This is a genomic window from Streptomyces sp. ME02-8801-2C, assembly GCF_033793965.1.
Classification (GTDB): Bacteria; Actinomycetota; Actinomycetes; order Streptomycetales; family Streptomycetaceae; genus Streptomyces.
In genome coordinates this window covers 29,348-42,111 of sequence record NZ_JARAXP010000014.1, presented here as the reverse complement: position 1 = coordinate 42,111, position 12,764 = coordinate 29,348, and the positions used below count along the sequence as shown (strand labels likewise).

Below are 12,764 nucleotides of genomic sequence, written 5' to 3'. Positions count from 1 at the left end.
ACGGGATGGGACGGGTAGGGGCGGCGGGGGCGAAAACCCTCAGGCAGGCCCGACGCCCCCCGCCGCCCGATGCAGCACAGCGGCCAACTCCCGCGGCCGGGAGAACATCGGCCAGTGCCCGGTGTCCAACTCGACCAGCTCCCACCGCTCACCCTTGAGCAACTCCACCACGTCCTCGGACGGCTCCGGATCATCGAGCAGACACTTGATGTACGTCGCCGGAAGATCACCCACCGACCCCCGGAGTACCGCCGGCTCGGTGAGACTGGCCCCCGGATGCGGCGTCGAACCGCTCACGATCCGCGCGATCTGCTCGTCACTGAGCCCCTGCCCCGAGAAGTGGGCGGCTGACGCGGTCGGCCAGAAGCCCCCGTTCTCGGCGATCGACGCCTCCACCCCGGCACTGTCCCAGCCCCACAGGAACGACTTCCCGTCGGCCGGGACGCTCGCGTCCACGAACACGACCCGCCGCAGCCGCTCCCCGATCTGCTCGGCGGCCTGCCCGACGGGTATCCCCGCGTAACTGTGCCCGACGAGCACCACATCCCGCAGATCGAGGCGCTCGACCTCCTCCACGATGTCCCGCACATGGGTCTGCTGCCCCGCCGGCTCACCGCGCCGCTCCGCCAGCCCCGACAACGTCAGCGGGTGCACCTCGTGCCCGGCGGCACGTAGCTCGACCACCACCTCGTCCCACGCCCAGGCACCGAGCCGCGCACCCGCGACCAACACGAATTCGCTCATGCCGGACACCTTGACATGCTCCTCGCCCTGAAGGCGCGAGGATTCCGGCAATCGCGAGCAGGCCGCCCCCTGGTCATGAATATGCCATTGAGTTGCCCTCGGTGACGGTCACTCCTCGTCGGCGGACGGCTCCTGAGGTTCGGCGTCCGGTCCCTGGGACCGGACGCGCTGCACGTGTTCGAGGGACTCGCGCAGCTCCGTGAGCCAGTCGTCGGTGTGGCGTTCGACGAGGCGTACGCACCAGGCGAGGGCGTCGCTGCGGCTGCGGGCCACCCCGGAGGCGATGAGGGTGTCGAGGACCTGTCGCTCGGGCTGACGTAGCCGGGTCATGACGGGCGCGGCGATGTGGGTGAACAGCGCGCGCCGGCCGTCGCACTCCACACCCCAGGAGACCTTTTTGTCGAACCGGTGCTCGGCCTCGCGCGCGACCGCGATCCGGGTCTTCCGGGTGCGCTCGCGGAACTCCTCGATCCGGCCCTGGACGGTCGCGTCCCGCTCGGCGGTCGACACGTCCTCGGCGAGCCGGGGTGCGGGGATCCGGCCGATCACGGTGATCTCCTCGCGGTCGACGGTGACCTCGGCCAGGCTCTCGAACAGGTCGTCGGGCAGTCGGCCGGCGAACCAGCCGCGCAGCTTCTCTCGTTGCTCTGGCGTAATCATGTAATAAGAATTACTCCGCAAGGGAGAGAAAGCAAAGGGGTGGTGCGGGCGTCCGCCCGGAGCTGAATCGGAATGTTTCAGGCCGATTAAAAAGGCAGGTGGATCCAGCCAGTATGTCGTTCGAAGTGATCATCGACCGCTCAGTTGTGGGCTTCTGGCGTTCACGGTCACGTAACTTCACGCCACTGATTCAATGCGCAAGGTTACTGAAACGCATGGGGTCGAGATGAGTTTCGGCGCCGGACTCGGCAGACTCACGCTCGCCGATCCGGCCCGACCGGCTGGGATCGAGCACCCTGCGAACCATTTGACCTTCGATTCGCATCTTCGAACCGAGCGGAAGGATGCACACAATGCCGAACACCGCGCGCTGGGCAGCGACTCTGACCCTGACGGCCACCGCCGTCTGCGGCCCCCTCACCGGGGCCGCCGTCGCCACCCCCGCCCCCGCTGCCTCCGGGCTCTACGCACCCTCGGCCCTCGTCCTCACGACGGGGCACGGAGACACCGCGGCCGCCGTCACCCCGGAGCGTGCCGTCACCCTGACCTGCGCGCCCACGGCCTCGGGCACGCACCCGGCGGCGTCCGACGCGTGCGCCGAACTCCGCGCCGCCGACGGGGACTTCGACGCCCTGGCGGAGCGAAGTGGCGTGAAGTGCACCAAGCGGTACGACCCCGTCGTCGTCACCGTCCAGGGCGTGTGGCGTGGGCAGCGGGTCGCCTATGAGCGGACTTTCGCGAACGAGTGCGTGAAGAGCACCTACGGGACGGCCCTCTTCACGTTCTGAAAGACCGGGGTCGCGCGCTCCCGTGGGCATCGCAGGACGCTCGCGGATGGGGAGAGCCAACCCTGTGTCGCGGGAGTCGCGCGATCTCGCAGCGGGGCCGGTCGGTGGTGTGGGGCCACCGGCCGGCCCATCGGCGTGTGCGGGGACGAGGACCAGCCCCCGAGCCCCTCATTCGGGGATGCGTGAGAGAGGCGGAAAGCGTCGAAGCAGCCGCGCGGCGTGCAGCAGGCGGTGGATGCGGGCCGTGTCGGAGACCAGACGCAGCCGCCCGCCCCGCTCACGGGCCCGGCTGTCCGCACGGCACAGTTCGCGCAGACCCGAGCAGTCGAAGAAGTCGACGTGCCGGAGGTCGACCAGTACGTCCGGCTCGGGGCGCGCGGTCGCGGCGTCCAGATGCTCGGCGAGGAGGCCCGTGGTCGCCAAGTCGATCTCCCCGGAGACCTCGACCACGGTGAACGGCCCGTGCACGTACGTACGGGCATACGGATTGGCCGTCGGCGGCAGGGCTCCGGACGAGTCCGAGGCCGTGCGCTCGGACGGCCCGCGGGTACGGTCGTCGGCTTCCGGCGTCATGGCTGCTCCACCTCTGCAGTGGGCACATTTCGGTCTCCGTAGCTACCCCTCCGAAGCCCGGACCATCCCTGCCGCGCCGCCTGCAAGATCTAGTTCACTCGAGAAGGTGAATTACGAGCCTCGTAATTGACATTTCCATGCGTCAGGCACTCGCCGCAGTCGGGAGGGGCCGCCGTCTCCCTGAAGACGGCGGCCCCTCGGTCTCTCCGGTCCGGGTGCGTCACATGTGCACCACCGGCGCGGCGTTCTCGTCCTGGACCGGTACGCCGGGGCGGTAGAGGAGGAAGGTGATCAGCGCGCCCGCGGCGAAGAAGCCGGCCGACCACCAGAAGGCGGTGGTGTAGCTCTCGATCGTCGACTGGGCCTGGACCAGCTTGTCGGCCGCGTTCCGCCCGGACAGGTAGTTGGTCGCGGCGCTCGCGGCGAGCGTGCTCAGCAGGGCCGTACCGATCGAACCGCCCACCTGCTGCATGGTGTTGACCGTCGCGGAGGCCACCCCCGCGTCCTCCGCGCCGATTCCGCTGGTGGCCAGCTGCATCGCGGGCGGCATGATGGCGCCCATGCCCAGGCCGATCACCAGCAGCTGCGGAAGGACGGCGGTGCTGAAGTCCGAGCCGACCCCGATACCGGTCAGCCAGGCCATGCCGCCCGCGCCGAGGAGGAAGCCCAGCGGGATGATGATCCGGGGGCCGAAGCGGGGCACGAGCATCGTGGTCGAGACCTGGGCCGCGACCATCAGGGCCGCCATCATCGGCATGAAGGCCAGGCCGGTCCTGGTCGGGCTGAAGCCGAGGTTCAGCTGCAGGTAGTAGGTGAGGAAGAGGAAGACCCCGAACATCGCCGCGCCGGAGATGAGCACCGTGAGGAACGAGGCCGCACGGTCGCGGTCGAGCAGGACGCGCATCGGCAGCAGCGGGTGCTTCGCCCGCGTCTGCCACTGGGTGAACGCCACGAGGAGCAGGACGCCCGCGATCAGGAAGCCCCAGGTCTGCGGTGAACTCCAGTCGTGCGTCTCGGCGTTGGAGAAGCCGTAGACGACGGAGAAGAGGCCGGCGGAGACCAGCAGGGTGCCCGGGACGTCGATCTTGGAGTTGGCGGCGTCACGGTGGTTGCCCAGCAGTATCCAGCCGCCCACGAACGCGACGACGGCGAAGATCAGGTTGACGTACAGCGTCCAGCGCCAGTCGAGAGCGTCGGTCAGCAGTCCGCCGAGCAGCAGGCCCACCGCGCCGCCGGCACCGGCGATCGCGCCGTACACGCTGAACGCGCGGGCACGTTCGCGCGCGTCGGTGAAGGTCGTGTTGAGAAGGGACAGCGCGGCGGGCGCGAGCAGTGCGCCGAAGACACCCTGGAGGGCCCGGGCGACGACCAGCATCTCGAAGCTGTTGGCCGCGCCGCCGAGGACGGAGGCGCCGGCGAAACCGGCGACGCCGATGAGGAAGGCGGGCTTGCGGCCGAACAGGTCGGCTATCCGGCCGCCGAGCAGCAGCAGGGAGGCGAAGGCCAGCGCGTACGCGGTGACGATCCACTGGCGGTTGCCGTCGGTGAAGCCGAGGTCGGCCTGTGCGGAGGGGAGGGCGATGTTCACGATGGTGGCGTCGAGGACGACCATCAGCTGCGCGATACCGATGATCGCGAGGATCAGCCACCGCCTCGGGTTCGGCGCGGCGGACCCCTTGTCCGTGTCGTTCGTGACGCCCTTCGGGGCGCCTTCGGTAAGGGACTGGGACATCTGAGCACACTCCAGGGAAAGCAGCTCCGGCGAGGAGCGGACGAGGGTGACGGAGAGCAGGGAAGGCATGGGTTACGCGTATGTAAACGAAACCGTTTCGTACGCCCGATGGTCCGAGGCTAGCCCACTTTCATCGAAACGGCAAAGTATCGATACGGGAAAGTATCGTTAAGGAGGATGTGCGGACGTGCGCAGCGGCAGGCTGGCGGTCGACGGGGCCGAGCTCTACTACGAGGTGCGCGGGGTCGGCCCGGCCCTGCTGATGATCAGCGGCGCGGGCGGAGACGCCGGCTACTACTCCGGGATCGCCGAGGGCCTCGCCGACGCCTTCACCGTGATCACCTACGACCGGCGCGGCAACTCCCGCAGTACCGGTGGCGGCGCCCTCATGGCACTGTCACGGCAGGCAGCCGACGCCCGGGCGCTGGTCGCCGACCTGGCGGAAGGCCGAGCGCTGGTCTTCGGCAACAGCGGCGGCGCGATCATCGGACTGACCCTGGCCGCGCGTCACCCGGAGTGCCTGGCGGGTCTCATCGCCCATGAACCGCCCGCCGTGAACGTCCTGCCCGAAGGCGACCCCGCGCGCGGCTTCTTCGCCGACCTGGCCGCCCGGTACGAGGCGGGTGGTGCCCCGGCGGCGGGCCGCCGTTTCGCCGAGACGACGCGGGGCGAGGGCTCCTACCGCTGGCCGGCCGACCTGTGGGAACGCTTCCTCGGCAACGCCGACCAGCTCTTCCGCCATGAATGGCCCGGCTTCGCCGCCTTCCACCCCGACGAGGCGGCGCTGCGCGCGGCACCGTTCCCCATCGTCCTGGGCGCCGGCGCGGACGACCGGGGCACGTACTACGCCCGGCCGTCGATCGAGATCGCCCGCCGGATCGGCGTGCCATGGGTGGAGTTCCCCGGCATCCACATGGAGTTCCTGCGTCATCCGTCGGTCTTCGCAGCGGCCCTGCGGATACTGGCGACCCAGGTGTACGCCGCCGACGGCCGGGTTCCGGAACCGTGGCACGGGGTACCGGCGGCCCCTTGACCCCCGCCCGTCGACCGGACTACGCCAGCTGTCGGCGCACCAGTTCGTGCAGCCGTCCACCCGTGTCCGCCAGCAGCTGGGCCGGGGGACCCTGCTGGGCGACCCTGCCGTCCTCCATCACGATCACCCGGTCCGCGTCCAGCACCGTCGACAGACGGTGGGCGATCACGATCCGGGTGGCGTTCAGCGCCCGGGTGCTCTCGATGACCGTGCGCTGGGTCTCGTTGTCCAGGGCACTGGTCGCCTCGTCGAAGAAGAGAATGCGCGGCCTGCGGATCAGTGCCTGCGCGATCATCAGCCGCTGCCGTTGGCCGCCCGAGATCGCGCCGCTGCCCTGGACGATGGTGTGCAGGCCCATCGGCATCCGCTGGATGTCCTCCGCGAGGCCCGCCATCGCGGCGGCCGCCATCGCCTCCTCCGGCGTGTAGGGCTCGGTGCCGCAGATGACGTCCAGGATCGAACCCGTCATCGGCTGGGCGTGCTGGAGCACGACACCGCACTGGCGCCGTACGGCCGACTGGTCGAGCGCGCCCAGGTCCTGACCGTCGTACAGCACACTGCCCGAGACGGGTTTGTCGAAGCCGATCAGCAGGCGCAGCAGCGTCGACTTGCCGCAGCCGCTCGGGCCGACGATCGCCACGAACTCGCCCGCCCGCACCTGGAAGGACACGTCGTCCAGGACGAGCGGCCCGTCGTCCGCGTAGCGGAAGGAGAGTCGGCGGGCCTCGATCGCGCCGGTCAGCACACCCGGCCGGGTGCTCGCCACGCGCACCTCCGGGGTCGCCTCCAGCACCGGCTTGATCTCCTCGTACAGCGGGAGCGCGGCCACGCCGGAGACGAAGGCGCCGGTCAGCTGGGTGACCGAGGTCAGCAGCATCGTCACCGAGGTGTTGAAGGTGAGGAAGGCAGCCGCCGACATCGCACCGCGTGCCGGACCCGCGAGCAGCATGAACATCAGCAGGGTGCAGACCGGCAGGTACACCGCGCCCAGCACCGTGGTGAGGTTCTTGATGCGGCCGACCTTCTGCTGCAGCTCGCGGCTGCGCGCGAACTCGCCCGCCCAGGCCGCGTACGCGTAGTTCTCGGCCGCGGCGACCCGGAGTTTGGGCAGGCCGCGCAGGGTCTGGAAGGCCTGGTTGTTCAGCTTGTTGGAGAGCACGATCAGCCGCCGCTGCCAGCGCACCTGCCACAGCCCGAGCCCCAGGAACACGGCGGCGATCACCACCAGCATGCCGATCGCCGCCAGCGCCATCGGGACGCTGTAGTAGAGGAGCAGGGCCAGGTTCATCGCCGCGACCGTGACCGACTGCGTGACGACGGGGGCAACTCCCGCCAGCAGCTTGCGGATCGCGCTGATACCCATCGCCGCACTCGCCAGCTCACCGGTCGAGCGCTCCGTGAAGAACTTCGTCGGCAGCCGCAACAGCCGGTCCCAGACGGCCGGTTGGAGTGTCGCCTCGATCCGGCCCTCCATCCGGAGCAGAGTGAGGTTCTGCAGCAGCATGAAGGCCGCCGCCACCACGCTGCTGATCATCACGGCGAGACAGAACTGCACGATCAGCGTCGTCTGCGCCGTCGGCACGAACTCGCCGAGCACCTTGCCCGTCGCGACCGGTACCAGCGCCCCGATCGCGATCGTCACCAGAGTGCTCAGCAGCAGGTTCACCACATCGCCCCGGCTGCCGCCCATGCTGAACCGGAGCAGCCGCAGCGGGCTCATCCCGCGTTCGGGCAGCGGACGGTAGAACATCACCGCCCGCTCCTCGAACTCCGCCGCGTTCGCCTTCTCCACCGGCGTCTCGCGACCCGACGAGGGATGTACGGCCACATAGCCCCCGCGCCGCCACAGCAGGGCGACGGGCGAGCCCGACAGACTGCGGTGGCCGATCAGCGGGCCGACGTTGTCGTGCCACCAGCGCCCGTCGAGCCGGACGGCCCGGGTACGGACACGGGAGGCGAGCGCGATCCTCTCCACCGGGTCGAGCCGGTCGCTCTCGGTACCGCTCTGCGCGGGCTCGGCGAGCGTGATCCCGGCCGCCTCGGCGACCAGCCGGCAGGCCGCGTACGTGGCGTCGGCGTCGGCAGCGGTCGTACGCTTCACCGACGGCCTGCCGATCGACGCCAGCAGCGTCCGGTCGGCCTGGGCCCGGACCGCCTCGCCCGCCTTGATACCGGCCGCCGTACGGGTCTCGTGGCTGCGTTCGAGCTGCTCGATCCACCGGTCGAGGGTGGCGAGCAGCCGGAACTGCTGGTCGACCATGCCCTGCCAGACCCCGGGGTCCATCAGCAGATCAGCGGCGGCCTCCGTCCCGTACAGCGATCCGTACTGCACACTGCCCGGCGGGACCTGCATCCAGAACACGTCGTCGTCGGTCGGCGCGGCGGCCCGCTCGGAGGCCATCGGCGCCTGGAAGAGGATCGACAGACCCCGTCCGACACCCAGGGCGAGGGCGTACTCCAGCGGGCTGGTCGCCGGGGGCACGTACTGGGCGTTGCCGTACTCGTCGTACGACCAGGTTTCCGTGGCCGGCGACTGGTACAGCTCGCGCAGGCCGATGCGGTGCACCACGCAGTCGCGCACCGGACGGGCGACCAGCGTGTGCTGCGGCCCGGTGACCGGGCCCAGCAGCAGCGCGCCCGCCTCCAGTCGGCCGATGTGGTGCCACTGGCCCTGTTCCACGGCGTCCACCGCGTACAGGTCGAGCGCGCCGGACGCGACCAGCCACAGCACCTGCGGGCCCTCGAGATCGAGACGGCCCTGCCCGGACAGATCGAACCGCGTCCCCAGCTGCCCGAGCGCGCCCAGGACGACATCGCCCTCGTGAACCGTCGTCATCTCATCGCTCCCTGACCAGTTCGGCATACGCCCCACCGGCCGCCACCAGGGCTTCGTGCCGCCCGCGCTCCACGATCGTGCCGTGCTGGAGTACGACGATCTCGTCACTGTCGCGCACGGTGCTCAGCCGGTGCGCGATCACCACACAGGCGCAGCCCCGCTTGCGCAGGTTGTCGATCACCGTCTGCTCGGTCTCCGCGTCCAGCGCGCTGGTCACCTCGTCGAGGACGAGAATGCTGGGGTTGCGCACCAACGCCCGCGCGATCTCCAGGCGTTGCCGCTGGCCCCCGGAGAAGTTCCGGCCGTCCTGCTCGACCCGGCTGTGGATACCGCCCGGCCGACGCGTGATGACGTCGTACAGCGCCGCGTCCTCGAGCGCCGCCACCACCGACTCGTCCGGGATCGACGGATCCCACAGCGCCACGTTGTCGCGGACACTGCCCTCGAACAGGAACACGTCCTGGTCGACGAAGGAGACCGAGGCCGCCAGCGCGCCGCGCGGAATGTCATCGAGGCGCTGCCCGTCGATACGGATGACGCCCTCCCAGGGCGCGTACAGCCCCGAAATCAGCCTGGAGACAGTCGACTTGCCGCTGCCGGAGCCGCCGACCAGCGCCACCTGCTGTCCCGGACCGACGGTCAGATCGAAACCGGACAGCAGGGGCTTGTCGAGCGGGCTGTAGCCGAAGGTGATGTCCTGGAGCTCGATGTGGCCGTGCAGCCGACGCGTCGAGTCGCCGCCGCCCGGGCGCGCGTAGAGCGGATCCGCCTGGAAGTTCTCGACGTCCTTGAGCCGGGCCACGTCCGCCGCGAAGTCCTGGATCCGGCCCGCCACGCCGTTGAGCCGGGTGAGGGGCGCGGTGAACCGCACGACCAGGGCCTGGAACGCCACCAGCAGACCCACCGATATATGGCCCTCGACGGCCCGCATCCCGCCGATCCACAGGATCAGCGCGCTGTTCAGCGTCGCGAGCGTCGGCGCGACCACCCCCAGCCAGGCACTCGGCACCCCGAGCCGCTGCTGCTCCTCCAGCGTCGTCGCGTGCTGCCCGGCCCACTTGCGGAAGTAGCCCTCCTCGCCGCCGGTCGCCTTCATCGTCTCGATCAACTGGAGCCCGGAGTAAGCGGTGTTGGTCAACCGGGCGTTGTCCGCGCGCAGTTTCGCGGTACGCGTCGCACGCAGCCGGATCACCACCCGCATGGCCACGATGTTCAGCAGCGCCACACCGATACCGACGGCCGTCAACTGCGGGTCGTACGTATAGAGGAGCACGGCGTACAGCACGACCACGACGGCGTCGACGCCGGCCGACGCGAGGTCGCGAGCCAGGGTCTCGGACACCGCGTCGTTCGACTGGAGACGCTGGACCAGGTCGGCCGGGCTGCGCTGGGAGAAGAAGGTGACCGGCAGGCGCAGCAGATGGCGCAGGAAGCGGGCACTGCTCAGGGTCGAGGAGATGATGCGGCCGTGCAGCAGGTTCGCCTGCTGCAGCCAGGTCAGTACGACGGTGAGCGCCACGCACGCGCCCATCGACGCGAACAGCACCTCCAGCATCGAGGTCTGGCCGCCGATCAGGAACGAGTCGATGTAGGTGCGGCTGAGCGCGGGCATCGCGGCGCCCACCGCCACCAGCAGCAGACTCGCCAGGATCGCGGCGGGCATGGTGCCCGACGTACCGCGCAGCCGGGCCGGCATGGCACCCAGAACACCCGGCTTGCGCCCGCCGCGCTCGAAGTCGGGGCCCGGTTCCATGACGAGGACGACACCGGTGAAACTGGAGTCGAAGTCCTCCATCGGCACGAACCGGCGGCCCTTGCCGGGGTCGTTGATGTGCACCCCGCGCCGTCCGAAGCGGCGCCCCATGCCGTCGAGGACGACGTAGTGGTTGAACTCCCAGAACAGGATCGCGGGCGCGTTCACCTCGGCGAGCGCGGCCGTGTCCATCTGCATGCCCTTGGCCGTCAGCCCGTAACTCCGGGCCGCCTTCAGGAGGTTGCTGGCGCGCGAGCCGTCCCGCGAGACCCCGCAGGCGATGCGCAGCTCTTCGAGGGGGATGTGCCGGCCGAAGTGTCCGAGGACCATGGCGAGCGACGCGGCGCCGCACTCCACGGCCTCCATCTGGAGCACGGTCGGTGTGCGCACGGACCTGCCGCCGCCCTTGGGGACCGTGCGCCGGGGCGGGGCCGAGCGGTGCCCCGACCGGGAGTTGTGTGCGGGACTCACGGCAGCAGCCAATCGACGGGACGCTGGTCGGCCAGCCGGATCGAGCCCGAGGCCAGGGTCATGGAGGTGAGCTGGAACGGCGGCCCGTCGGCGGACGACCACTGATAGCCGCTCTTGGTGGACGACGACCTCTCCAACTCCACCAGTACGGCGACCGGACGGCCCTTCCTGGTGAACTGCTCGCCCAGTTGGCTGTCCCCGAGGAACGCGCCGATCTGCTGCTGCGTCTGCGCGGCCCGGTCCACCGACTTCACCCGGCCGCGCAGCACTCCGTACTGCTGGGTGGGCGCGGTCTGGACGGTCAGGTCGACGGCCGCGTTCGCGGGAATCGTGGCGGCGCTCTCCGCAGGGACGTACACCGTCGCGTACAGCGGGTCGCTCGCGCGGGCGACCTTCTCCATGGCCGCGATGTTCGTGCCCGTGGTGATGATCTGGCCGATGGTGGCGGCGAGCGCGGTGAGCCGGCCTGCGGCGACAGAGCGGACGACCGAGTCACCGGAGGCCGTACGGACTTTCAGCACCGGCGAGTTGGCGGGCAGCCGGGCGCCCTCCTCGGCGAGGACTGCGGTGATCTGGCCGGAGACAGGACTCTGCAGGACGTAACTGCCCTCCCCGTGCGTGAGGATGGCGGGCGCGGAGACCGTGGAGGAGACGGACCCCGTGACCGCCCACACGGACGCGGCGGCCATCACGACGACCGTCACCGCGAGGACCAGCCAGCCCTGGGGACGGGCGAAGCGCACCGGAAGGTCCAGTTCCTCGGCCGACTGGAGCTTGGCGAGGGCCTGTTGGCGGAACTGCACGGGCTTTCCCCACCTGCGTAGGAAGAAGTGAACTCAGGGCAGCCGAGAGTCCCGGAACCGGGAGACGGTTCCGGGACTCAGCGGCGCGAGGCGACGATCAGAGACCGGCGACCGTGTTGGTGATCGCACCGGTGTTCAGGCCGGTGAGGCCCTCGACCGTGCCGACGACCGTGCCGACCAGCGGGAGCGCGCCGGGGGCAACGCTGTCCACCAGGTTCGTGACGGTGCCGACGGCGTTCAGGGAAAGACCGCCGGAGACGGCGTCGAGGGCGGCGTCCGACAGCTCGGCGGTCTCAACCTGGGGGGTGGAGTTCATGATGGAACTTCCCTTCGTATGGGGATTTCACAAGGGGGGAGCGGCCCCCTCTGGGACAGTGACGGCCGCGACCGCAGGGCCAATCGGTGTTGTCTGCACAACCTCGGCGGCCCCTGCGATGCGTTGGATCAAAGCACGCCCGCGCCACGCCCTTCCAATCAACCAACCGCCTCACCTGGGCATTTGAGACCCAGGGGCCTCACACCGTGAGGGAGCACGCACGACTTGGCGGCGACTTCTTCACAAGCCGCACGGCTTCGGTGCAGCGCGGCTCTTGCGGTCGGGTGCGCGCGCCGGTCACGGCCGCGCGGCGGAATCGGACACTCCGCCACCAAAGGCGTGGCGTGTTACGAGCGGATGTGCGCAACCGTCGTATCCGGTGACCTGACTGCGTATTCGATGTGCAGATTCACTGGAGCCGGGATTCGTCCCGCCATGACCGACACAGCGCCATGCGGCGACTACGGAAGGTGTCCTCCGGGCCTCCTTGTTGCCCCTTCTTGCGGGCTGTCAGCCCAGCAGGGCGTACACCGTGCTTGCGCGGGCCGCGAGTTCACCGGACTCCGCGTCGGTCAGCGTGATGTCGGCGAAGGCCATCCGGCGGCCCAGCTTGGTGAGGACCGCCTCGATCAGGACATCGGATCCGGTCACCGCGCGCTGAAAAGTCGTGGACTGCTGGACCGTCGTCATGGGGACGAAGGCCCCGCGAGCCGCCGACACCGCGATCACGGTCGAGGTGTCGGCGGCGGCCATCAGAGCCTGGCCCGACAGCGCTCCGCCCTCCCGCGCCAACCGAGTCGACCAGGGCATACGCAGCAGCGCGCGGTGCTCGCCCAGTTCCTCGACGGACAGGCCGAGATCGAGCACCCAGGGGGCGAAGTTGGCGGAAAGGATCTTGTCTGCTTCGGCGGGCGTCATCGTCATATGGGTGATTGTTCCCGGCAGCCGTCGGTCAGGCGCGGGCAATGGCCGATTCGCTGTTTCGCAAAGGGAGTTGGCAAATCTTTTGAACGCCCCACGCAACCCGTCCGTACCTAGAGCCATCCAGGCGCCCC

Annotated in this window: 11 protein-coding genes; 2 read left to right on the top strand and 9 right to left on the bottom strand. The window is 69.9% G+C overall.

Annotated features, from left to right (window positions below):
* Positions 1–39: 39 nt before the first annotated feature.
* Both PV396_RS34550 and PV396_RS34545 read right to left on the bottom strand, forming a co-directional pair.
* The gene (locus tag PV396_RS34550; protein WP_319211457.1) at positions 40–744 is read right to left on the bottom strand and encodes an alpha/beta fold hydrolase; all 705 of its coding nucleotides are present in this window, start codon (positions 742–744) and stop codon (positions 40–42) included.
* Between the two features lie 108 nt (positions 745–852).
* A complete protein-coding gene (locus PV396_RS34545; protein WP_319211456.1) occupies positions 853–1,404 on the bottom strand; it encodes a hypothetical protein in 552 nt (183 codons plus the stop codon).
* 353 nt (positions 1,405–1,757) lie between these two features.
* On the opposite strand from PV396_RS34545, the gene PV396_RS34540 reads away from it, so the two are divergent.
* Positions 1,758–2,192 carry a protease inhibitor gene (locus PV396_RS34540; RefSeq protein ID WP_319211454.1) on the top strand — a complete coding sequence of 145 codons (435 nt, stop codon included), beginning with the start codon at positions 1,758–1,760 and terminating at the stop codon, positions 2,190–2,192.
* Positions 2,193–2,360: 168 nt separating this feature from the next.
* Here PV396_RS34540 and PV396_RS34535 read toward each other — a convergent pair whose 3' ends face one another.
* Together PV396_RS34535 and PV396_RS34530 are read right to left on the bottom strand one after the other, a co-directional pair.
* Positions 2,361–2,765, bottom strand: coding sequence for an STAS domain-containing protein (locus PV396_RS34535; RefSeq protein WP_319211452.1), 405 nt, complete (start codon positions 2,763–2,765; stop codon positions 2,361–2,363).
* Positions 2,766–2,985: 220 nt separating this feature from the next.
* Complete coding sequence (locus PV396_RS34530; protein ID WP_319211681.1) at positions 2,986–4,497, bottom strand: MFS transporter; 1,512 nt, start codon at positions 4,495–4,497, stop codon at positions 2,986–2,988.
* A 187-nt stretch (positions 4,498–4,684) separates the two neighbouring features.
* On the opposite strand from PV396_RS34530, the gene PV396_RS34525 reads away from it, so the two are divergent.
* Positions 4,685–5,530 (top strand): alpha/beta hydrolase, encoded by an 846-nt coding sequence (locus PV396_RS34525; protein WP_319211451.1) that lies wholly within the window; start codon positions 4,685–4,687, stop codon positions 5,528–5,530.
* Between the two features lie 19 nt (positions 5,531–5,549).
* On the opposite strand, the gene PV396_RS34520 is transcribed toward PV396_RS34525, so the two are convergent.
* From PV396_RS34520 to PV396_RS34500, 5 genes are all read right to left on the bottom strand, one after another.
* Positions 5,550–8,366, bottom strand: coding sequence for an NHLP bacteriocin export ABC transporter permease/ATPase subunit (locus tag PV396_RS34520; protein WP_319211449.1), 2,817 nt, complete (start codon positions 8,364–8,366; stop codon positions 5,550–5,552).
* Position 8,367: 1 nt separating this feature from the next.
* Positions 8,368–10,590 carry an NHLP family bacteriocin export ABC transporter peptidase/permease/ATPase subunit gene (locus PV396_RS34515; RefSeq protein ID WP_319211447.1) on the bottom strand — a complete coding sequence of 741 codons (2,223 nt, stop codon included), beginning with the start codon at positions 10,588–10,590 and terminating at the stop codon, positions 8,368–8,370.
* The gene (locus PV396_RS34510; protein ID WP_319211445.1) at positions 10,587–11,393 is read right to left on the bottom strand and encodes an HlyD family efflux transporter periplasmic adaptor subunit; all 807 of its coding nucleotides are present in this window, start codon (positions 11,391–11,393) and stop codon (positions 10,587–10,589) included. The genes PV396_RS34515 and PV396_RS34510 overlap by 4 nt, the downstream gene beginning before the upstream one ends.
* A gap of 97 nt (positions 11,394–11,490) precedes the next feature.
* Positions 11,491–11,709: a type A2 lantipeptide gene (locus PV396_RS34505; protein WP_319090863.1), complete on the bottom strand. Its 219-nt coding sequence runs from the start codon at positions 11,707–11,709 to the stop codon at positions 11,491–11,493.
* A gap of 510 nt (positions 11,710–12,219) precedes the next feature.
* A complete protein-coding gene (locus tag PV396_RS34500) occupies positions 12,220–12,633 on the bottom strand; it encodes a PaaI family thioesterase (protein ID WP_319211443.1) in 414 nt (137 codons plus the stop codon).
* Between the last annotated feature and the right edge of the window lie 131 nt (positions 12,634–12,764).